This is a genomic window from Shewanella sp. SM69, from assembly GCF_025653985.1.
Classification (GTDB): Bacteria; Pseudomonadota; Gammaproteobacteria; order Enterobacterales; family Shewanellaceae; genus Shewanella; species Shewanella oncorhynchi.
Window position 1 is genome coordinate 23,122 of the sequence record NZ_JAKKRV010000012.1, and the last position, 22,303, is coordinate 45,424.

At 47.0% G+C, this 22,303-nt stretch carries 24 protein-coding genes; 4 read left to right on the forward strand and 20 right to left on the reverse strand.

Annotated elements, in window-relative coordinates:
* Positions 1-5: 5 nt before the first annotated feature.
* The 7 genes from L5M37_RS15915 to L5M37_RS15945 all read right to left on the reverse strand — a co-directional run bounded on the left by L5M37_RS15915 (position 6) and on the right by L5M37_RS15945 (position 6,222).
* The gene (locus L5M37_RS15915; protein WP_131525224.1) at positions 6-542 is read right to left on the reverse strand and encodes a phage tail protein; all 537 of its coding nucleotides are present in this window, start codon (positions 540-542) and stop codon (positions 6-8) included.
* An 11-nt stretch (positions 543-553) separates the two neighbouring features.
* Positions 554-1,084: a phage tail protein gene (locus L5M37_RS15920; protein WP_263201157.1), complete on the reverse strand. Its 531-nt coding sequence runs from the start codon at positions 1,082-1,084 to the stop codon at positions 554-556.
* A gap of 12 nt (positions 1,085-1,096) precedes the next feature.
* A complete protein-coding gene (locus L5M37_RS15925) occupies positions 1,097-1,618 on the reverse strand; it encodes a phage tail protein (RefSeq protein ID WP_263201158.1) in 522 nt (173 codons plus the stop codon).
* A gap of 84 nt (positions 1,619-1,702) precedes the next feature.
* Positions 1,703-2,194 carry a GNAT family N-acetyltransferase gene (locus tag L5M37_RS15930; protein ID WP_263201160.1) on the reverse strand — a complete coding sequence of 164 codons (492 nt, stop codon included), beginning with the start codon at positions 2,192-2,194 and terminating at the stop codon, positions 1,703-1,705.
* Positions 2,195-2,472: 278 nt separating this feature from the next.
* On the reverse strand, positions 2,473-3,612 hold the full coding sequence (locus L5M37_RS15935) for a sulfotransferase family protein (protein WP_263201161.1): 1,140 nt from the start codon (positions 3,610-3,612) through the stop codon (positions 2,473-2,475).
* The gene (locus L5M37_RS15940; protein ID WP_263201163.1) at positions 3,612-5,657 is read right to left on the reverse strand and encodes a phytanoyl-CoA dioxygenase family protein; all 2,046 of its coding nucleotides are present in this window, start codon (positions 5,655-5,657) and stop codon (positions 3,612-3,614) included. Before L5M37_RS15940 ends, L5M37_RS15935 begins: the two co-directional genes overlap by 1 nt.
* Complete coding sequence (locus L5M37_RS15945) at positions 5,635-6,222, reverse strand: aspartyl/asparaginyl beta-hydroxylase domain-containing protein (protein ID WP_263179881.1); 588 nt, start codon at positions 6,220-6,222, stop codon at positions 5,635-5,637. The genes L5M37_RS15940 and L5M37_RS15945 overlap by 23 nt, the downstream gene beginning before the upstream one ends.
* Before the next feature lie 160 nt (positions 6,223-6,382).
* Between L5M37_RS15945 and yrfG the strand changes: the two genes are divergently transcribed.
* Positions 6,383-7,045: a GMP/IMP nucleotidase gene (yrfG, locus tag L5M37_RS15950; protein WP_168826969.1), complete on the forward strand. Its 663-nt coding sequence runs from the start codon at positions 6,383-6,385 to the stop codon at positions 7,043-7,045.
* 143 nt (positions 7,046-7,188) lie between these two features.
* On the opposite strand, the gene L5M37_RS15955 is transcribed toward yrfG, so the two are convergent.
* The 13 genes from L5M37_RS15955 to gspC all read right to left on the reverse strand — a co-directional run bounded on the left by L5M37_RS15955 (position 7,189) and on the right by gspC (position 18,899).
* Positions 7,189-7,950 carry a type II secretion system protein N gene (locus L5M37_RS15955; RefSeq protein ID WP_173497004.1) on the reverse strand — a complete coding sequence of 254 codons (762 nt, stop codon included), beginning with the start codon at positions 7,948-7,950 and terminating at the stop codon, positions 7,189-7,191.
* A gap of 14 nt (positions 7,951-7,964) precedes the next feature.
* Positions 7,965-8,441 (reverse strand): type II secretion system protein M, encoded by a 477-nt coding sequence (locus L5M37_RS15960; RefSeq protein WP_263201165.1) that lies wholly within the window; start codon positions 8,439-8,441, stop codon positions 7,965-7,967.
* A gap of 1 nt (position 8,442) precedes the next feature.
* Positions 8,443-9,630 carry a type II secretion system protein GspL gene (gspL, locus tag L5M37_RS15965; protein WP_173242587.1) on the reverse strand — a complete coding sequence of 396 codons (1,188 nt, stop codon included), beginning with the start codon at positions 9,628-9,630 and terminating at the stop codon, positions 8,443-8,445.
* Positions 9,631-9,681: 51 nt separating this feature from the next.
* Complete coding sequence (locus tag L5M37_RS15970) at positions 9,682-9,813, reverse strand: hypothetical protein (protein ID WP_263201166.1); 132 nt, start codon at positions 9,811-9,813, stop codon at positions 9,682-9,684.
* Positions 9,814-9,858: 45 nt separating this feature from the next.
* On the reverse strand, positions 9,859-10,857 hold the full coding sequence (gspK, locus tag L5M37_RS15975; RefSeq protein WP_263201168.1) for a type II secretion system minor pseudopilin GspK: 999 nt from the start codon (positions 10,855-10,857) through the stop codon (positions 9,859-9,861).
* Positions 10,854-11,636 carry a type II secretion system minor pseudopilin GspJ gene (gene gspJ, locus L5M37_RS15980; protein ID WP_263201170.1) on the reverse strand — a complete coding sequence of 261 codons (783 nt, stop codon included), beginning with the start codon at positions 11,634-11,636 and terminating at the stop codon, positions 10,854-10,856. The genes gspK and gspJ overlap by 4 nt, the downstream gene beginning before the upstream one ends.
* Positions 11,617-11,985, reverse strand: a complete 369-nt coding sequence (gene gspI, locus L5M37_RS15985) for a type II secretion system minor pseudopilin GspI (RefSeq protein ID WP_105250998.1) — start codon at positions 11,983-11,985, stop codon at positions 11,617-11,619. The genes gspJ and gspI overlap by 20 nt, the downstream gene beginning before the upstream one ends.
* Complete coding sequence (gene gspH / locus L5M37_RS15990) at positions 11,972-12,547, reverse strand: type II secretion system minor pseudopilin GspH (RefSeq protein ID WP_113941577.1); 576 nt, start codon at positions 12,545-12,547, stop codon at positions 11,972-11,974. Before gspH ends, gspI begins: the two co-directional genes overlap by 14 nt.
* A 1-nt stretch (position 12,548) precedes the next feature.
* Positions 12,549-12,983, reverse strand: coding sequence for a type II secretion system major pseudopilin GspG (gene gspG / locus L5M37_RS15995; protein ID WP_105250996.1), 435 nt, complete (start codon positions 12,981-12,983; stop codon positions 12,549-12,551).
* 62 nt (positions 12,984-13,045) lie between these two features.
* On the reverse strand, positions 13,046-14,269 hold the full coding sequence (gene gspF, locus L5M37_RS16000) for a type II secretion system inner membrane protein GspF (RefSeq protein WP_263201172.1): 1,224 nt from the start codon (positions 14,267-14,269) through the stop codon (positions 13,046-13,048).
* A gap of 3 nt (positions 14,270-14,272) precedes the next feature.
* On the reverse strand, positions 14,273-15,838 hold the full coding sequence (gspE, locus tag L5M37_RS16005; protein ID WP_105250994.1) for a type II secretion system ATPase GspE: 1,566 nt from the start codon (positions 15,836-15,838) through the stop codon (positions 14,273-14,275).
* On the reverse strand, positions 15,831-17,945 hold the full coding sequence (gene gspD, locus L5M37_RS16010) for a type II secretion system secretin GspD (protein ID WP_263201173.1): 2,115 nt from the start codon (positions 17,943-17,945) through the stop codon (positions 15,831-15,833). The genes gspE and gspD overlap by 8 nt, the downstream gene beginning before the upstream one ends.
* Before the next feature lie 24 nt (positions 17,946-17,969).
* The gene (gene gspC / locus L5M37_RS16015) at positions 17,970-18,899 is read right to left on the reverse strand and encodes a type II secretion system protein GspC (protein ID WP_131525237.1); all 930 of its coding nucleotides are present in this window, start codon (positions 18,897-18,899) and stop codon (positions 17,970-17,972) included.
* A 253-nt stretch (positions 18,900-19,152) separates the two neighbouring features.
* Here gspC and hslR point away from each other — a divergent pair, with 253 nt between their 5' ends.
* The 3 genes from hslR (at position 19,153) to L5M37_RS16030 (ending at position 22,166) form a co-directional block, all read left to right on the forward strand.
* Complete coding sequence (gene hslR, locus L5M37_RS16020) at positions 19,153-19,551, forward strand: ribosome-associated heat shock protein Hsp15 (RefSeq protein WP_011848177.1); 399 nt, start codon at positions 19,153-19,155, stop codon at positions 19,549-19,551.
* A 14-nt stretch (positions 19,552-19,565) separates the two neighbouring features.
* On the forward strand, positions 19,566-20,426 hold the full coding sequence (hslO, locus tag L5M37_RS16025) for an Hsp33 family molecular chaperone HslO (protein ID WP_105250990.1): 861 nt from the start codon (positions 19,566-19,568) through the stop codon (positions 20,424-20,426).
* Positions 20,427-20,624: 198 nt separating this feature from the next.
* Positions 20,625-22,166, forward strand: coding sequence for a phosphoenolpyruvate carboxykinase (locus L5M37_RS16030; protein ID WP_173242580.1), 1,542 nt, complete (start codon positions 20,625-20,627; stop codon positions 22,164-22,166).
* The last annotated feature ends 137 nt before the right edge of the window (positions 22,167-22,303 follow it).

Consider the following 22,303-nt stretch of genomic DNA (forward strand, 5'->3'; position numbering starts at 1 on the left):
ATCAATTAATTGCGTGCCGGAAATACACCATAAAGGGCAATACAATAATTCAATGCGATAAATGGCTGACGGTTTTCATGGGGTAGACCACCACCATTTAGACCTAAAGTCTGTGGTGCCATAGTGGTATTTAACGTACCTGGCGCTGCCTGCATATAGTTGACTATGCCACCACCACGTCCATCCTTCGCAAGATAGGTATTCGCTGCCGGAGAAGGCAAAGTCCCCTGATTATTCAAACCGGTCAGCGTGTGGTTGTGTGCTGGCATTTCAGTGGAGATCAGCGTCACCCCATTTTCACCAAACTGTTCGCCCCAATCCCAGGTTCTCAGCCCGGGGCCCTGACCTACACCAACTACGGTCTGCCCCTGCAAATTAGGCAATTGGAACGTGGTTGTACCATTGCCACCATAAGTAATTCCGATAATTGAAAACAACGCGGTATTACTTGCGATTGACAATATTTGGCCATTACACAGCGCCCAATTGTGGGGAGCGAAGCTGAATGGCAACAAACGGATTTCACCAATAAATGGCTCCATAATTTCGCTCCTTAATTACGCGATGGGAAAATGCCTTCAATACACATGATGTAATTTATCGCTGTGGTAGGCATGATGTTATTGTGTGGTTGTGTTCCCCCAGAGGCTTGCACACTGAGTGCATTCATAACTTGGGGATCGGCACCGCTAGATGGCAAAGGAGCATAAATATTATCGGTATTACTATGAGCAAAGACATTACCCGTAGGGCTGGGTGATGTGGAGGGACTTGCAGTACTCGCCGACAAACTATGGCTGTGTGAAGGTATTTGCGGCGTTAATAAGGTAACGGATTCAACACCAAACTGCTGACCGATAACACGGGGAGTCAGACCAGGGCCATTACCCTGCCCAACCGGAAGGCGACCGCGCAAATCCGGCAATTGAAATGTTGTTACCCCATCACCACCATAAGTGGTTCCGATAATTGCGAAAAGAGTGCTTTGCTCACTAATACTTAATAGCTGACCAGCGCACAACATCCAACCTCTAGGTGCAAAACTACCCGCAAAAAGACGGATATCACCGATATAAGGATCCATAGTGATTCTCCTCTAGTTACGTGAAGGGTAAATGCCTTGAGTGGCAATGCAATAATTCATTACCAGTGAAGGCTGACAGTTTTCATGGGCTTGATTGCCGCCGGTACTGGATACAGTTGCAGGGTCCAACGCTTGTAAACTTGCAGCGGACCCATACAAATTGACCTCACCTGCTGCATTTTTGGCGGTGGCAATATTATTGCCTGCAAGCAACGTGGTATCGCCCGCCGTAGAACTGGCCATCACAAGGTGATTGTGTACTGGCAGGTTGTTAGGTACTAGGGTTACATTTTCAACACCCGCCTTACTGCCCTGAGGCAAACCTGCACTAACATTAGAGTGAACTGGTACGCGGCCACGCAAATCAGGCAACGCAAAGGTAGTGACTCCATCACCACCATAAGTAGTACCCAAGAGTGAAAAAAGCGCTTGGTTGGTGTTGATTGGCAATAATTGCCCTGCACACAAAGTCCAATACTTAGGTGCCCAGTTGTAGGGGAGAAGCTTAATTTCTCCGAGAAAAAAATCAGACATCCATGACTCCTTAATAAAAATAAACCTATCTATACATCATCTGTTTGATTACACACGCTTTCCTCTTCCCTCAAACAACACTACCTATGGTGATGGCCACGATAGCCACTCTTGGGTAGGTGATATTTCAAAAGGTAAGAAACCCAAGCGAAGATATAACTGTTTCGCACGCATATTTTGTCGATCAACACTCAGACTCACACTTGCCTCTTTTGCTTGGGCATAGGCTTTTACCGAGTCCAAAATGACTGAACCATAACCATAGCCACGAAATTGCGGTGCGATGACAAAATCGACGATATGGAAACCGTTAACAGAGGGATTAAGTATGATTTTGCCAATAGAAATTGATTGATATTCAATGATTAGAGTCACCGCTTGAGGGTATTGGGCAGCGTAACTCGCTTGCTGTAAGCGGTATTGTTGTTGCACTAACAGCTCTCGTTGCTGTGGGGGAAGCGGTAATAGAGACAGTTCCGTCCTTGCAGAACAAAATAGTGAAAATACAAAAGCATCGTCATTTTTATACGCATAACGCAATGAATAGGCTTTAGGTAATACTATGTCTTCTACCATCAAATACATTCCCTGTAGTAAGTAACTCTAACAGCGCTTTATAGTTCTTTAATTCGTCGTGGCATCTCGGGGTTAACGGACAAAAAACTCGACAAATCGAATGACAGGTTTAAAGAGAGACTCAGGGAAATGCGTTCGCAGAATAAAAAAGGCTAACGACTTTGAAGTACATGATTGCATTTTCCATCCCTAGAATAAAAACGTTAACTTGCTGATATTTTTTAATATAGATAGTTGGCTAAAGCTAGTTCACATCACACAAAAATACAAGATTTATGTTAACCTTTAGTTTCAAAAAGGTGAATATTAGACCAGTTACAATAACGGTGGATCTGTTCTTTTTGCTTAGCCGAAAAAAAACTTTGTTTAGATTGTGAATCTGCTACAAAGGGCTGCGTGGCTGTTTTAGCATGTATTAACTGACATTGTTCGACTTGGCTGCACTCTTCTTTAGAGAGAGCCAACGAAAACCAGTTTGCGATTTTATTCGCTATCGCGGGTAACAACTCCTGATAATCCACGACCATCACTTGGTTACGCTGACTCATCTCTAACCCATAACCCAATAACAAGCGCAATACCTTACATTGATAATCCAGTATCGACTCCCCCTCCTCTGGTACTGATAATTCACGGAATAAAGGTCGAGACGGTTGTCGCACCATATGATATCCAGCAGACTTTTGCTGTGAGGCTAAGATCTCGACGGGGTCCCTAAGTAGCAATAACACGGGAACTTGAGGATAAAGTGATAGGATCAATGGCCAAAACTGCAAATCCCACGCATTCCATTTAATCAACAAATGCTGTTCAGGATGAAACAACTGACCTTGGGTATTAATACAAAATATTAAAGCTGCGCGTCTTTGTGTGTCTGATAGGCTCCTATCCAATAGCACTTGAGTCAGCAAAGGCGATTCAGATAACGCCCTGCATTTAGATAACCCCGCAAAACTGCGCGACACTAAGGTAGATCCACAGCGAGAGAGGTGAAATATAAATCCGGCAGGCTGCACTTGTTCTACTAGCCCAGAAAGATTTGGCGCAGGTAACAGAGCAGTTTGGGGTTTGATCAAGGCGGACAATAACTGACCCCGCACGGCAGAAATATGCTCCGAGTAGAAAGGATGAATCGGTTTTTCTGCGGCGGACATCCACTCTAATACTCTGCGTTTAGGGTCATAGTCTGCTGGCGCCCAAAACTGGCAGAAGAGTGAATAATCCGGCTCTATCCTTTGTCGATTACCAGTATGCAAGATGGCCAGTAACGTATCATCGCCACAGTCTGGTAAGTGCCAAAAAAGCCGCAAATATTGGCAAAAGTTGGTGAGAGTCATAACCTTGCCAAGCTCCCTCAGGGCGGCTGGATTATGAACTAACAACCAATAGCGTTGCTGTTGTTCTTTAAAATCAACCATTAGGAAGCCATAGGGTAAAAGTTAATGTATTGCACCATACGCGGTAACGTCCCACGATTAGGACTGGCGCCGTGGGGCAAGGCATGGTGCCAAATGATTAAATCGCCCGCTTTAGCCGCTATAGGTTTTACTTGCCAGCGATGCCAATCCTGTTGCTGAAGCTCAATATCAGACTTGTTCTGTTCGAGAAGCCACTCCTCTATCTTGAGATGAAATCCGGGGACACAACAGAATGCGCCTTGTTCCTCGCCAGTGTCGGTTAAATAAATTAACCCTTGAGTCGCAAACTTAACGGGGAGCTGTAGCGGCATATCCCAGTGCATATCAGGACCGGGGAAATGCCAAGTTGGCGTTTCAGGTGGATTAAAGCTGACTCTATCGGTTGTTATTACTAAATCAGTTCGCTGCCACAATTGTTCAAACACTTGACGGATTTTGGGGACTTGTCGATTCGCATCTAGTTGCGGATGGCGAAACAGTTGCAGCATTATTTTCTGCATAAACTCATGAGGTTGATACCAAGTGGTGGGATCTTGTTCATTGGCTCCTAACTGCTGCCAAATAAAATCTCGAGTTGCGACGCATTGCTCTGCCGTGAGTACTTGCGGGATCACTAAGTAGCCTTCACTTTGCCAAAAATTGAGTTGTGACTCACTGAGTACTGCCGCCGGATTTGAGTCTTCAACCTCCGCTGAATTGAAGTCTTCGACTTCTGGTACTGTGACCGATGGCGTTAATCCATTGGAAATAGCGCCTAATTGCTGATTAATCCCTGCAATATCCGCGGCTGTTAGCTTGGCGATTTGCTGAATGTAAGCGACAAAAGCTGACTGATGATCGTTTTGATATAAAGCTCTCAGACCCGGCTCTAGCCCTATTCCACAAAGATCCAGCAAGGTTTTATCTAAGTGCCATTCATTAGCCAGTTCAGTGAATGGCACTCCCCGTTTGCGTAGTTGTATCTTTTGCCAAAGCCGCTGCAAATGATAAATGCCTAAGCAGCTCAGATCGTCACTCGACACAAGCACTGGTTTTTGCTCTATAACATCAAACACAAAATCGGGATGAGTACCCTGCTCATATCGAAAAGCAAGGCATGAGAGCGGCTTAAGCCAATGTTCACGTCGATATCGAGGCAGAGTGAGTTGGGATTGGTATTCGCTCAGCGTGGAATTACCACAGACTTGAATGGAAGTCGTGAACTTAAGCGTTACCACACTCGGGCTGAAATCGGGGAGCAGTAAAGTACCAGCCAAGAAGCTACGGTCTCCACTGGCAAGTAAGCGCGCTGTTTGTAGGTTGAGCGCGAATAACGGCCCTAAATAATGCGTCTCCACAAAATCCTGCACAGTACGACACTCAAGCCAAGCGTCTAACTCAATATTTTGCGGGATGAGCACGCCATCATCTGCAAGATACGCCTGTAAATGGGTAAAAATTTGCACTTGCGGCTCCTGTTGCAACAAGTGCTTCATGGTTTCGGAAAGAATCACATCAAACTTTACGACTGTATTTGGCTGCCAAAGCGTGGCATCCGCACAGACACTCTCCACCACACGATCAGCTAAATCAAAGTGTTCAATAAGCTTAGTGACTTTATCTAACGAGGCTTGATGAATGTCGAGCAAGGTCACTTGAATTTGACTCGCAGAAAATAACGGCAGCAGAGGTAATAATAACCAAGCAAAAGGCCCAGTCCCCGCATATAAGATGTTCACAGTCTGCCCGGGATGAGCCTTTAGACGATCTTGTATTGCTTGATAAATCCCTTGTATAAAGACTCGGCCCCGCTCGGGATCTTCGGCACACTGCGCCGCGGTAGTGAGTGAAACGGCCTTACCAAAAGGCGTATGGCTCGCCTCAGTATCCAAAAAAGACTCGGGGTGTAACTCCACTGCCGCTATTTGGCACAACTGCTTCAGCATGGGATCGATGAGCCGTTTAGACTCCCCTGCTGAGGTCGACAGCAGTAGCGCATTAGCAAACTGAGTTAATACAGCTACATCCAAACTATGCCCTAATTCAAGATCTGATCTTTGCAGCATCGATTAACTCCCTTAACCAAGTATTGACCTCGCAATCAATCACTAAATTGATCCGCGCATCCTGCCCTTTATTTTCAACCCAATGGACTTGGTCGGCATTGATATACCAAAGCTCTCCGGCCTGCATGGGTACACGTTTATCGTCCACGTAAAAGTTGAGTTGCTCATTCGTTTGCAGTGGCAAATGCAGTCTTGCCTCGCCTTGTTCTAGGCAGAGTCCTTGATCTCTATGGGGTTTGATTTCTGCCCCCGCATGTAAGCGCATCAAACGCACGGATTTCACTGGGCAGGCTAAAGATTGTAGAAAATGGCATAACGCAGGGCTCGATTCGAGTTGAGGCAAATCTTGCCAGTGCTGACCGGTAGAAATTGAGAAGGCTTGCAAGATAGGATGAGCACCGCGATACTCTGCTGCACAGCGTAAGACGAGAACATCCCAACCCCCCATATAATCACGCTGATTTACATGGGGTAACCAGTCTTGTTGCAGCAAAGCATTCAACTCTTGCTGTAAACTAAGGGGGTTTGAAACTTGAGCTAATAGGGCAAAAGAACAGATATCCATATCCAACCGCTTAATTTTCAGACTAAAAATAATTAATCATCCAAGACTAGCACAAAGATTTAAGCATACAAGTGACTCGAATCATCGTCATCACTGAGTATTACGCAGTGCAACAATCAATGCTAAGCGTGATTCAGTTTTGCAAAAATAGGAAATACCCATGTTTAACTGGAAGACTATCGATACGGTTCTGCTCGATATGGATGGCACCCTATTGGATTTGCACTTCGACAATCATTTTTGGCTGAATTTAGTACCGCAGGAATTGAGTCGACAACAAGGTTTGAGCCACAACGAAGCGCAGCAATTAGTTGTGAACGCCTATGAGAAAGTCGTAGGCACGCTCGATTGGTACTGTCTTGATTATTGGCAGGAGCAACTGCAGCTCGACATTATGGGCTTGCACCGCACTTTAGTGGATCGTATTCAACTGCGCCAAGACAGCATGCCATTTTTAGCGGCCTTGGCCTCTGCAGGTAAACGGCGCATCTTAGTGACCAATGCGCATCCCAAGAGTCTTGCCCTAAAGCTTGAACATACCGAGCTGGCAGCAGGGCTCGATGACATGATTTCTAGCCACGAGACAGGTTACCCTAAGGAACACCCACAATTTTGGCTGACCTTGTTTAAGCAATTCAACCTTGAACCAAGTCGCTGTCTCTTTATCGACGATAGCGAACCCATACTCAAGGCCGCAAAACTTGCCGGTGTGGGTCATCAATTAGGGATTGCTAACCCAGACAGTAAAAAACCAATCAAAGTCTTTCAAGATTTCCCCGCGATTACCGACTATCACTCACTACTGACTGATCTAACGCGATAAAAAGGCTATAAAAAAGGCACCTAAGGTGCCTTCGTTTCTATTCATCGCATTGTTTTATGATCGGACATTTAATCGCAACTCTCGCATTACGGCCTTCAAATCTGAGCACTCACATTAAGTTTAAATGCTCATCTAAAACAGCGCTATAACCCAGGGATCCGCCCCTGATATACCACAGGGAAATAACCATCCGCACCACGCTTACCTAAAATATTCAGCGACTCACGCATATCTTCCGGTTGCTCTGCCGTTTCTTTAATCTTAGCCTCAACCTTCACCATATTGCCTTCATCTAACTGTAAGGTACCAACAATACCAAGCTGGTTCTTGGTTTCATCTGTGGCCAATTGCGCTTTGCCTTCGACACAACTCAGTCCGAGTTCAATATTACCTAGAGGATAGTTACCAAACTGATTCTTAACATTGGTTTGATTCAAAAACAGCTTACCAGACAACTGTTCACACCAAGGCTTACCTTGCTCTAGCGTCTCAACCAACAAACTGACTTCACCGGTAATTTCGGTTCTAAAGGGCAGTTTTGCATTGCCGAGTAAAAAACTATCCGGCGCTTCGAAACGTAGCCCCTGCGCACTTAAGCCTCCCATAGACCAAGAAATTAATCCCTTAGCACTGACAGGTGTTGCGCGGCTGCCCACTTGAAAATCAACTTTCACTTTACCTAAAAATAGCGCCCAAGGACTCAGATCCCAACGCACTTGCTCTACCTGACGCTGCGGCATACTTAAGGTTTCTATGCTGCCAGACCAAATACTGCCACTCACACCCGAAACACTGATATTCGCGGGCAATGGGGCTAACGCTATCGCAATCTTAGCGGGGAATAGAACGACTAAAAATATTAAATAAATCAGTACGCCTATGATGACTTTTTTTATCAAACTCACAGCTACACCTTAATTTATTGCGCTAATTGGATACGTCTCACTTTGACATAGCCAGGTACATCGGCCTCAGCCAAATCAACACTTTCGAGTGAAAGTCCTTTCTTCTGTACTAACTCACTCAAATAACCTAACAAGGCATCAAAAGGAACATCGTCCATCCACACTTGGATCTTATCGCCTTGGGGCTGCATGCGAGTAATCACTAACCCATAATTGCCCGCAGTTTGGTTAACCACTGAGCTTAAACTGCCCGACGTAGTTGGCTTAGCACCGTTCTGCTTAAGACTCGCTATTTTATTCGCCGTTTGTTTTACATAGTTCAACGTCTGTTGCTGTGCATTGAGGTTACGTAATGCATCGGCTTCAGCATTGGCAATCGGCGTCCAAACACCCCAATAAAAAATACCAATGACTAAAAATATCGAGCAAAAGCCTACTAACTGCTGCTCGCGCGATGCGAGCCCTTGCCACCAAGTCCGCAAATTATCCATCTTATTTGCTCCTCAAGGTTAAGGTACTGGTGACTTGCTCTTCACCGCTATTCATAGTGCCGCCGTCGAGTTGAAAACGACGACCGACAATCTCTTTAAACTTCTCGATCTGCGCGTAATTTTTCGCACTCACTTGCATACGGATCTCGTTACGCGCGCTTTCGAATCTTAGGCTATTAGGTTTAAGTTCAGGCACTTGCTTAAAGGCATCCTGTAAACCATCGAGCATGGCAAAAAACTCGGCACCACTGCCCTGTCCCTGCAATGCACGTAACTGACTTTCCATCTGCGAACGTAGGTTAACAATGCGCGAATTTCCCGGGATCACTTGCTGATAAATGGATTCACTCTGGGCTTTAAGATCGGCAATCTGACCATTGACTTGATGTATAGTCAGCCCTTTATTCACTAAGGCCAGCACACAAGCGATGGCAATAACGATGGCCGCACTTTTCCACATCATCAACTGTTTGCTGTATTCACGCTTCGGCGTGTAAACGCCGCTCAGTAAATTCACTGGCGCATGCAAAATACCGCGGGCTAACACTAACATAGGTAGCTCAAGTGACTGCGGCTTAAGCTCGACACCCTCGAGTTGCATCTCGGTATAACTGGCAACTGAGACCTCACCTTGCACTGGCTTAAGTTGTTCTAACGCAATTGGCAACCAAGGCAGAGGTAAGCTCTGGCCCGAAGCTAATCCGGTACGCAGCAATAGCTCATTGCCAAAATTCATTGCCGCCCATTGGCACTCTTGCAATGGCAAGGCTAAACAATCAGGCACAATGCGCTTCACTTTTAAACCCGCTTCGGTCAAACAACTCAGCCAAGTCTGCATTTGCTCATGGGCCACTGCGACCACACTTAAGGCATCACCGTCACGTGGACCAACAGTAAAATGCATAGCATCGACATCATCGGCTAAGGCTTCTTCGAGCATAAAAGGCAAGGCTTTCAAGGCTTGGCGTTGACCTTTTTCGGGCAAATGCACACTAGTGAGCGTCATTGCCGCGGCGGGCACTAACACATCGACGGGACGATTGCCCGCACGCTCAGTTAAGGTCGACAAACCTTGGGCATTGGCGAGCTCGCCAGAGGCGATAATTTCCTGTTCTTGCTCCGACCAAACGAGCCAAGAGCACGCTTGCTCTGCTGTTCTGCCTAAGCGAATAAATAGCCGTTCACTCACAGTTTTTCTCCACCAGTCCCAGTCAAGAAAGCGTGACTGAGCTCGTTGCTATTATTTTTGTCCACCAGATTCTGCCGGGTGAGCACTTCCATTATTTTGGCCACCAACATCAAACCCTGACGGGTGAGCACTGCCATTATTTTTGTCCACCAACATCAAACCCTGCCGGGTGAGCACTTCCATTATTTTTGCCCACCAACATCAAACCCGGCCGGGTGAGCACTGCCATTATTTTTGGCCACCAAACTGACGGGTGAGCACTTCCATTTTATTGCCGCCGCTCTTTTTGAGCACACTTTCCATTCTAAATACGGCGTTATCAACCTTCGCCCCCGAGGCCAATAAAAAATATTGGCTATCGATGACAAAGCTCGACTTCATGGCACCTTCCCACTTGATCGAGCCCATGGATGAGCTTTCATAAAAATCTTCGATTTTGGCAAAGCCATCACCGGGGCGTTGGTTAATGATACTTTCTGCTTCTCCTACCGAAATCTGATTTTCGAGCATGCCAGCTAACAGTGCCGCTTGCTCTACTTCCAAGGTATTCACATTCAGTAATTGTCTGTCATTACCTGGGATAACGCACACATAGGGCAAGAGTTTCAAATAGATATCTTGGGTGTATCCCATCACTGCCCGTAATTCACTGCGATGATTCATCAGCGTATTGGCCGCACGGTAAGGCACATTTCGCGCTTCGTATTCCGCATCTTCGGCACCATAAGGGCTAGCAGTGGTGTCTTCGTCGATATAATCTTTTAAGGTCTGGGTCAGACGGTCCGCACTAAAGTCGTCCATCCCTAAACTCACCAACAAGGCCTTATATTGCTTCGCCGCCAGCGGCAGCTTAGGTTGACTGTTTTCCACCTCTTTCGTGGTCACAGACAGGGCATTTAAGTTAAAACAGACCCGCATATCAGTGATCTTGCCAGCAATTTCACCGTATTCAGCCGGAAACACAACATCGGCCATGGCCCAATATTGTTGCCTGTGGACCCGACCTTCCGAGTCGTCTAAATCTTGTTTTAAAATCTTCTTCGCCAGTTCTTCGGCAGAAATCGCGTACCAATAGGCTTGATCGTACTGGGCCAAGTTCAACGTTCGACGCATGGATAACTGATTACGGCCTGTGATGTTTGTCGCGATGATCACCACCATGGCAACAATCAAGAGCACAACTATCAGTGCGACACCGCGCTGTTTAGACCGAGATTGGGTTCTCATTCGCGGCCCTCATCTTCAGGGTCACCATCACCTGGAACACCAGAACCGTCACCAGGATCATTCCCCGAGCCATCATCGACGCCATCACCATCTTTGTCTTTATCTTTGTTCGTATCGTCAGGATTTTCGTCTTTATTATCGTCATCCTTAGACTTTTCTGGTGCAACAGCACCCAGCGGCAACAAGAACTTACGTTGGATCTTGCCTAAACCTTCAATCTCAATCTCCATGGCGATCGCTTTAGGCAACTTAGTCGCCTCGACTTTGCGCTCCCACTTGTCTTCCATGAAGAAGGAATATTCCACCGACAGCACTTTGTCGATAATCACTGTCTTAATCGGCTCGGCGCCAAATTCAGGCTCAGGATAAGGAAAATACCAGCGTTCCAGCCGCCCTTCATGCACCACATACGCCACCGACTGCAAGCTGCCTCGCGGTAATAAACCGTCGGGATTTAACCAGCCTAAACGGTAAAACACTAAGGCTTCTGATTCCGAATCTAAGATATCATTGCCCGTTTGGAAGACGGTCGAACCTCGACCACCTTCGAGTAATCTTGGCGTGCGCGCCACCATTTGCGCGAGATCACGCTCAATCGCACCAAAGCCTTGTTGTAGAGCTTTAAGCCGAGTTGAAAACGCGCGCGTCACTTCATCGTTAGTCAGCACTGTGCTGAGTACCGCATTAGAAGCCAAACCTATCATGGCGAAAATCGCGATGGCGATCAGCATTTCCAGCAGGGTGAATCCCCGCTGCGCACTAGTTAGTTTTAAGGACATAACTGCTCACTTGTGCGGCAATACGCTGATAGCGTTCGTCTTCACTCACACTTATGCGGATCATACGAAAATTATCGTCCGTCGTTTTCACCACTTCTTTACGCCAATACCAATCCTTTCCTGCGAGCTCAACTTGACCTTCTTTTTTACCGATTTCAGGAAACTGTGGATCGAGTCTGGCATCGACCATCTGATTATCAGCCACCCACTGTGCTAAAGTGCGCGATTCCAGAATCGGCATGTTTGCCATCTGCTCGCCCAAACTTTTAGTGATAGACACAGCCGCAATCGAAAATACGGCAAGGGCCACAATCACTTCGAGTAGGGTCATGCCCTTAACGCGTTTCATCGGGGCGCCCTATGGTTAATCTGCCCAGCGCATCACCGACCACTAACGTTTCGGCCTGCTGGCCTTTGTTAGTTTTAGCGATAAACGTCAGCTCAAAAGCGCTCATTTCACCGCTCGGGAATAGCATGACCTGTGGCTCAGGGTGTTTCTTCTTATCATCGGCAGAGGGTTCAATCAGCGGTTCTTCGAACCAAGAATCGTCTTTCTCATCCTCTTGTACCAAAGGTAAACCATCGAGCACTAAGTTCAGTACAACCCCTGGCTCCATTTGCTTTTCAGATAAGAGTCTGTCTTTATCCAAAGGCTCCCACTTACCTTCTTTGTAAAAAACAAACTGATAACTGGTTTTCTCAATCACAATACCAATAAACTGGCCACTTAAAACGGTTTCATCAAGCACCATTTCAGTGGCCGCAATAAACTGCCGCGCCGTTCTATCTAAGGCCTGTTGCGGCCCAGAATTGCCGATAGACATAGTCACAGCCGCAGCCGTGAGCCCCATCAACAAAATCACTAGCATCACCTCCATTAAGGTGAAACCAGCGTGACGCAGCTTTAGCATCTTATTGGAAATTCTGTAAATTCCAGTTACCGATGTCATCTTCGGTACCTGGTTGACCATCGGGGCCTGCACTGAAAATATCTAACTTGCCGTTTTCGCCAGGGCTTAACAACAGGTAGTTATTGCGCCATGGATCTTCTGGCAAACGTTTTACATAACCATCTTCACGGTAGTTACGTGGCTCAGGCGAAATCGTAGGCTTTTGCACTAATGCTTCTAAGCCTTGTTCGGTCGATGGATAAACACCGTTATCTAACTTATACATATCTAAGGCATTTTCGAGTGCAACTATGTCAGACACGGCTTTTTGTTGGTCAGCCTTGTCTTTGTTACCCATCAAGTTAGGCACAACCATAGAGGCTAAAATCCCTAAAATCACGATAACAACCATCACTTCGAGTAAGGTAAAACCTTGATGTTTCTTGTTCATTTGCATCGACTACTTCTCCTAAAAAATCCTATGCCAATCGACTTGGTCATAATCCATAAATTCAAAAATTAACCGCTAATCAAGTTATTCAAGGCTAAAATTGGCTGCAAAATTGCCATCACGATAAAGAGCACAACACACGCCATACTGACCACCAGCATAGGCTCGAATACACCCAATGCTATGTTGACGTTACCTTCGAATTCCCTGTCTTGGTTATCGGCGGCCCGCTCTAACATCTGCTCAAGTTGACCACTCTTCTCGCCCGACGCAATCATGTATAACATCATAGCCGGAAACAACTTAGTATTAGTCAACGCTGCACCTAAGCTAGTTCCTTCCCGCACGCGTGCAGTCGCATCGTCAACTGCGGCCCGCACTCGCATATTCTGCAACACTTCACTCGCGATACGCATACCATCGAGCAAAGGCACTGAACTGGCGGATAAGATACTTAACGTCCGCGCAAAACGCGCCGTATTTAATCCCTTACTCACGCGGCCAACAACCGGCATGCTCAATAAAAAATTATCGTACTTCATCCGAAATGCAGGTGACTTTAACATGCGCCGAAAGAGTGCGAACAGCAGCACTAAGGCGATGATCACAAACACACCATAGTTTTGCACAAAGTCAGAGGCCGAGATCAAAAATCGGGTCGAGGCGGGAAGCTCAGCGCCCATGTGCTCAAACTGTCCGACCACTTTAGGCACAACCGCAGCTAGCAGGATTGAAATCACCCCTATCGCCACTGTGGTCAAAACCGCGGGATAAATCATGGCTTGGGTCAGCTTAGATTTAAGCTGTTGGCGTCGCTCGGTATAATCCGCCAGACGATTAAGCACCACTTCTAAGTGACCGGACTTTTCACCCGAGGCCACCATGGCACGGTATAAATCATCGAAAATATGCGGAAATTCAGCCAAGGAATCGGCCAGACTATAACCTTCCACCACCCGAGAACGTACCGCCATAATCATGCTCGCGAGACGATCTTTCTCGCACTGCTGACCAACGGCTTTAAGGGATTCTTCAATCGGTAAACCCGCGGCCACTAAGGTCGCAATTTGGCGGGTGATCAAAGCTAATTCAGCAACTGAAATACCACGTTTGAAAAACGAAAAACTGCTGCTCTTAGCTTTGGCTTCTTTTTCAGTAACAGGCAGTATTTCCAAGGGCATCATGCGCTGATCGCGCAGTTGGCTGCGGGCGTGTCTGGCGGTATCCGCCTCAATCACGCCCTTAAGCTGCTTTCCCTTGGCATCCAGTGCCTTATATTCAAATGCTGGCATAAATTACTCCTCGCGAGTCACACGTAGCACTTCTTCGAGAGTGGTGATGCCCGCGAGCACTTTGCTCATGCCATCGTGACGAATGCTCGGTACAAACTGACGAATATACTTTTCGATGGCTAACTCACCGCGGCCGCCATGGATCAATTCACGCACATTATCGTCAACCAGTAATAGCTCATGAATACCGGTTCGACCACGGTAGCCATTGTTCCCACAGGATTTACAGCCATTAGCACGGAAAATACGTCTGTCGTCATCGGCAGCTATGCCCAGCAACTCACGCTCACGCGCATCGGGCACATGCTCGATTTTACATTTAGGACAAAGGGTTCGGATCAAACGTTGAGCCAACACGCCGAGCAAACTTGAAGACACGAGGAATGGCTCTACGCCCATGTCTTGCAAACGTGTAATCGCGCCAGAGGCTGTGTTGGTATGTAGGGTTGAAATTACCATGTGACCAGTGAGTGACGCTTGCACCGCAATTTGCGCGGTTTCGAGGTCGCGGATCTCGCCTATCATCACCACATCGGGGTCTTGACGCAAAATTGCACGCAGACCACGAGCGAAGGTCATGTCGGCCTTAGTGTTTACTTGGGTCTGACCAATACCGTCTAACTCATATTCGATAGGGTCTTCTACTGTGAGTATGTTGGTGTCTTTGGAGTTGATCTCCGTCAGACCCGCATACAAAGTGGTACTTTTACCCGAGCCCGTTGGGCCAGTCACCAAAATGATCCCGTGAGGACGACGAATAAGATCTTCAAACTTAACGCGAATACTGTCTGTCATCCCCAATTGTTCTAAATCGAGGTTGCCAGTATTTTTATCCAGCAGACGCAGTACAACACGTTCACCGTGGCTCGATGGCATGGTCGATACCCGCACATCTACCGCACGACCTGCGATACGTAGCGAAATACGGCCATCCTGCGGCACACGTTTTTCGGCGATATCGAGGCGAGCCATAACCTTAATCCGCGACACTAACAGCGACGACAGTTTACGGTTTGGCTTGAGGACTTCCTTAAGTACACCATCGATACGGAAACGCACCACAAGCTGTTTCTCGTAGGTTTCGATATGGATATCCGACGCTTCTTCTTTAATCGCTTCAGATAACAAGGCATTAATCAGTTTGATGATAGGCGCATCATCATCACCTTCGAGCAAGTCTTCGGTCTGCGGCAGCTCTTCGGCAAGGGTGAATAAATCCATCTCGTTGCCTATGTCTTCCATCAACTGCTGCGCTTCAGACGAGTTCGCCTGATATGCTTGAGTGAGTTTGGCCTCAAACTTCGCCACTTCGAGCTTAACCAAAGGCAAATCGACACCCGAATAACGCCGCGCTTCGAGCATAGCCGTTAACGGTGTTTTACTCGTATAAAACAAGCTTAACTCGCCCGTTTCGCCCAGCGCGAGCACCACATCGTGGCGGTGTGCAAAGGCAAAAGGTAAACGCTCTTTACTGCTCGAACGAAATACCTCATCACCTTCAGCTTCAAGGCCTAGCTCATTAGAGACTTGGCTAAGGTCATCGACTTGGGATAGTTGAATTTCACTCATTGGTTTTATCTTTGTTTTTGTTTTCATCGAGCGTTTTGAGCGTTGGATCCGTTTTACGCATCTGGGTCTCTAAACCTTTACCTTCTTTATAACGCTCTAAAATCTCGTTAACTTCAGGTGGTAAATACTCAGACTGATTCCATTCTTCCAACACTGGCACTTGAGTATTTGGCATTAAGTTCACGCCACGCTCTTGCTGCTCAAGCTGTAATGCTCTGAAATAATTATATTTACGCCCAGCAATCCCTTCCATCGTGATGCCATCACGTATGATCGTTGGCTTGATGAAGATCATGAGGTTTTTCTTCGTTTTTTTGCTCGAAGAAGATTTAAACAAATGTCCTAGAATAGGGATATCACCCAAGAATGGTACTTTTTGTATACTTTCTTGTACTTCTTCGTTGATCAAACCACCGAGTACCACAATTTGACCAGAATCCGCCATAACGGTAGTGGTTAAACGACGAGTCGCGAAGGAAATATCCACGCCTGTGTTACCGTTAACCCCAGAAACTTCCTGTTCAATCGTCAGCTTAACAGAGCTGCCTTCGTTGATCTGCGGCACCACTTTCAGTTTAACCCCAACCTCTTTACGCTCAACGGTTTGGAATGGATTGCTGTTGCTCGAGCTGGCGGTAGAACCTGTCAGAATAGGCACTTCGTCACCCACAATAAACGAGGCTTCTTGGTTATCTAAGGTCGTAATAGAAGGCGTTGCCAGTACGTTTGAGTTAGTGTCACTCGACACTGCTTGAATTAAGGCGCCAAAGTCGCCCATGGCCACGCCCCAAGCCATACCATTCACTTTGCCTAAGGCTTGGGCGAGTAGCGTCACATCTCCCTTAGTACTCGGGTTTTGACCTATCACCTGACCAGTGCTCGGGTTAGTGATGAATGTCCCTTCTTGATCTTGCGCCTGCCATACACCTGCACCAATTTCACCTATGGTTGGGCCTAAGTTATTAAACTGAGTACCACCACCCGCTTTCGCGGCCCATTGGACCCCAAAGCCGACGCTATCGCCTTCGGCGACTTCCACGATAATGGCTTCTACGAGTACCTGAGCACGGCGGATGTCGAGTTGATTAATGACGCTCTCGATAGTGCGCATCTGATCGGGTTCAGCACTGATCACTAAGGCGTTGGTTTCAGTATGCGCCATGATATTGATTTCATTACGGCGTTTACCACCTGCAGCCTGAGCGCTCGGATCTTTCTCGCCTTCCAACTTTTGGGCAAAACCGGTCAGCACTTCAACTAAATCTTCTGCTTTGGCATAACGTAGATAACGAACTTTTGTGTTACCTGTGCTGGCTTGTTCGGCATCGAGACGACGGATAAGCTCGACCACACGTTGGCGGCTCTTCTCATCACCGCTCACGACTACGGCATTGATACGTTCGTCAGCAACCACTTTTGGCGCTTGGCCTGGCAATTGGGATTGGTTAGCGGTAGCACGATAAAGGGTATCGATAATTCGTACCATTTCACCCGCGGAGGCAAATTCTAACGGCACCACTTGCACCGAGGTATCGCCTTGCTTATCCACTCGACGGATAATTTCGACTAACTTGTTCACTACAGCAGCACGGCCAGACAACATCAAGACATTGGAAGGGTCGTAGTTCACTACGTTGCCGCCACCCGCATTATCATTAAGTTGGCGCAATAACGGCGCTAATTGCTTAGCCTCAGTGTTATACAAGGCCACAATACGCGTCACCATTTCATCACCAAGGCCGGGGTCGTTATCGTTAGCGACTCGAATTGCAGCGGTTTTGGCATCTTTGTCTTTAATGACTTTAATAACGTTATTTTCCATCTCAACGATGGCATAACCGTAAACTTGTAAGACGTTGAGGAAAAACTGGTAATACTGTTCATCGTTCAACAGATCATAACTGCGAACGTTGATTTTGCCGCGAATTGTCGGGTCAACTATGATGGTCTTATTCAGGTTTTTACCAACGATATTGATAAATTCTTGAATATCCGTGCCTTTAAAGTTGGCCGCATACTGTTCAGACCAAGCGAATTGGGAGGAGAACATGGCTGCACCCGCAACAACCCCAGCAATCAGCTTGCGTCGAATCCTTTTGTTATTCATTCTTTTTCTTTCCTCTAACGCGTGTTATTGCGGCAAACTAAACATGATTTCAACCAATTGTCCTTCCCGCTCAACCATAATAGAAACTTCGGTTAACTCGGGTAATTGGCTCATCATTTCTAACGCTTGACTCATTACGGTCAAGTCGTATCCATTAATCGATTTGGCTAAATCGTTAGCTTTAAAACCCGCCTGCTTAAACAAATTGGCGTCTTTCCCTGGATTCAAGCGATATCCCGCCACAGCGTCACCCTGTCTGACAGGTGAAATGGCAATATAATCGGTGATCTTACTGGGGTCAGCTAACAATTCGGTGCGGGATTCGGCGAGTTCTTGGGAGATTTCGGCATTTTTACGTTGATCGACACGGCTCACTGCCGAGCCAGTCTTATTAGTCTTAGCTTGTTGTAACTGCTGATTGGCTGGGCTTTGGCTAGTGTAAACTAAGCCATCGAGCATTAATGTCTCGTAACGGCCAGCGTTAGTGATGATAATACGGTCGGCATAGACTTCTTTCAGTGATGCCGAAGTGCCCTTAATTTTATCGCCTAAGCTGTAGGTCTCTTGGCTGCCGTTTGACTCAATGATCGCTAAGCCTTTCTGATCCGCTGTCGATGCAACAACGCCAGTGAGCTGAATAGAGAGTGTGGTCTTAGGCGCGTCGGTCACAGTCTCAACAACCTCAGTTTTTGGCTTTTCAGATTTAGCATCTGCCTTACCAAAGAGACCAAGCTGCTGTAAACCCGCAAGATCAACCTGCCCAGCACCTTTACCCGTCAGGTTAACGGGCGTTGGTGACCAAGCACTGGGTGATGAGCTAGTAGGCACTAATTTCCATGTAATTTGCGCGGCTAACAACATGATCACAATAAAACCCAACCAGAAGACTATCCGGCTTAAGGGCTTATGGGGCATGCCAATGGCTTTTGCGATAACTTTATCTAATAAATCCATATTTTATGTGGACCCTCGATACAGGTCTCTGTTCTGATTATAATAATTAGGCGATTACCGTCTCATGCTAACCTAGGCAGCATTTGGCAACAAGCCCATAACAGCATTCAAATTGGCGAAAATAGGCCAATTATGCTAACTTTGCCCGCCATAAAAGGGTGTGAAGCACGCCACCCTTTAACATAATAGAAATGCTCTTCACGCATTTTCTTGCTCGGCATGTGAACTCATCGATCTTTTAGCTGGAGACACTATGACTCAAGGTCAAAGCGATAAAACAGACATTCGACTCGATAAGTGGCTTTGGGCTGCACGTTTTTATAAAACCCGTGCCATCGCCAAAGAAATGATTAACGGCGGCAAAGTACATTACAACGGCCAGCGTGCCAAATCTAGTAGGAATGCCGAGATAGGCGCCGTCCTTAAGATACGCCAAGGATATGACGATAAAGAGATCGTCATAAAAAAATTATCGCAATTACGCCAAAGTGGTGCGATTGCACAAGAATTGTACGAAGAAACCGCGACAAGTCTGGCTAAACGGGCCATTAATGCTGAGCAACGACGCCTCCACATGCTCAATAACCCGATACCCGATCAGAAACCAGATAAAAAGCAACGACGCCAGCTCATGCGCTTTAAAGACCTTTAACAGTGAGATACACGATGAACCAAGATACTTTACACCGCTACTTGTTCGATAATGCCGATGTGCGCGGTGAACTGGTGCAGTTACAAGACAGCTATCAACAAGTGATCAGCGCCCAAGAATACCCAGCCGTACTGCAAGTGTTACTGGGTGAATTAATGGCAGCCACCTCACTATTAACCGCTACATTGAAATTTAGCGGTGATATCAGCGTACAGTTACAAGGCAACGGCCCTGTTTCTTTAGCGGTGATCAACGGTAACAATTTACAAGAGTTACGCGGTGTGGCTCGCTGGAATGCTGAACTCGCCGATGATGCTAGCCTCACAGAACTCTTCGGCCAAGGCTATATGGTCATCACCTTAACACCCGACGAAGGTGAACGCTACCAAGGTGTTGTTGCACTAGACAAGCCAACGCTTGCGGCCTGTGTTGAAGAATACTTCAATCAATCTGAGCAGTTACCTACGGGAATTTGGTTATTTGCCGACGGCAAACAAGCGGCGGGCATGTTCCTACAAATTCTGCCAAGCCAGCAAGATCACAACGCCGACTTCGAACACTTGAGCCAACTGACGTCGACCATCAAGGCCGAAGAGCTATTTACTCTTGATGCAGAAAGCGTGTTACATCGCCTCTATCATCAGGAAGAAGTACGCTTATTTGATCCTATCGATGTGAGCTTTAAATGCACTTGTTCCCATGAACGCAGTGCCGGCGCGATCAAAACCTTAGATCAAGCAGAAATCGAAGCCATACTGGCCGAAGATGGCAAGATAGAAATGGGTTGCGAATATTGCCACGCTAAATACACCTTTGATGCCATAGACGTAGCAACCTTATTTGCTAACGGTCAAACATCAACAACCCAGCAGTAAAACGACTCCCCCTAAAAAATGGGCGCCCTATTTGGCGCCCATTTTTTATTCATACCTATAATCCCCTCACACATTGCACTCGGCTTAGGCTACAATCGCCCTCACTTTGTCACCTAGCACGACTCAGGCGATAAATAAAATTAAATCGGCAGACGATCGATATTAAAATAACCTTACAAATCAAATGGAGACCTCACTATGGCGGATGGATTAAACCGCGTTCACTTTAACCCCTCAACAGCACAACTTGTCGAATTTGCCCTGCTACGCGGCGAAGGTGAATTGACAGCCAATGGCGCATTAGTTGCTAAAACAGGCGCTCGCAGCGGTCGCTCACCTGGCGATCGTTTCATTGTAAGAGAACCCAGTTCAGAAGCTGATATCGAATGGGGCCCAGTCAATCAGGCTTTCGATCCAGGTGCTTTTGAAGGTTTATGGGCACGGGTTGAAGCTTACCTAGCCGATAAAGAACTGTTTGTATCTGATCTCGAAGTCGGTGCTGACACTGAACATTACCAACCAGTACGAGTCACCACGCAATACGCTTGGCACCAACTGTTCGCCCGCAATCTATTTATCATTCCTGAAGAATTTAATCGTAAAGACAAACCAGTGTGGCAGATCATCAATGCCCCTGACTTTGTTTGCGTACCAGAACGTGATGGCACTAACTCAGATGCGACCGTGATTTTAAACTTCGCTGAACGTAAAGTGCTGCTTGCTGGCCTGAAATACGCTGGCGAAATGAAAAAGTCTATGTTCTCAGTGCAGAACTTCCTACTGCCAGCCCAAGGCGTGCTACCTATGCACTGTTCGGCCAACGTAGGTAAAGATGGCGACACTACGCTATTTTTCGGTTTATCTGGCACAGGTAAAACCACACTCTCTGCTGATCCAAAACGCTTCCTGATTGGTGACGATGAACACGGCTGGGCACCCGGCGGTGTATTCAACATCGAAGGCGGTTGCTACGCCAAATGTATCGATTTAAGCCAGAAGAATGAGCCCGTGATTTGGGATGCGATTCGTTTCGGCACTGTGCTTGAAAACGTCGTTATGGACGAACACCGCGTACCTAACTACAAAGACAGTAGCCTAACGGAAAATACCCGCGCAGCGTATCCGCTGGAGCACATCGCCCAACGTAAAGAAGACAACTGCGGCGCTGAGCCACATGCGGTTGTATTCTTAACCTGCGACGTATCTGGCGTATTACCACCGGTTTCTATCCTGACCAAAGAACAAGCGGCATACCACTTCTTATCTGGCTATACCGCCAAAGTGGGTTCGACTGAAATCGGCTCAACCTCGGCGATTCAATCCACCTTCTCAACGTGCTTCGGCGCACCTTTCTTCCCACGCCCTGCTGGCGTGTACGCAGAACTGTTGATGAAGCGCATTGAGTCCTTCGGCAGCCAAGTGTACTTAGTCAACACTGGTTGGACTGGTGGCCCACACGGTGTAGGTAAACGTTTTGACATCCCAACCACCCGCGCCATCGTCGATGCGATTGTCAGCGGTGAGTTGAAAGATGTGGAAACCGTCCACTTAGACACCTTGAACCTCGCCGTTCCTGTGGCAGTAAGTGGTGTAGATAGCAATTTACTCAACCCAATCAACACTTGGGGCGATAAAGCGCTATACGCCGAATACGCCCAGAAGCTGGCCGAAGCTTTCACTAAAAACTTCGCTAAGTATCAAGTGTCAGACGCTATCCGTAACGCTGGCCCAAAGGCATAAGCGCGTAGCGGCTCTGTTCGGTACGATTATTTAGTCAAAATATCGTTTCATAAAAAAGCGCGGGTTCAGTCATGAACCCGCGCTTTTTATTTGTGGCTAAATTGATTTAGTGACGATGAGATCGGCCCGCACTAAAG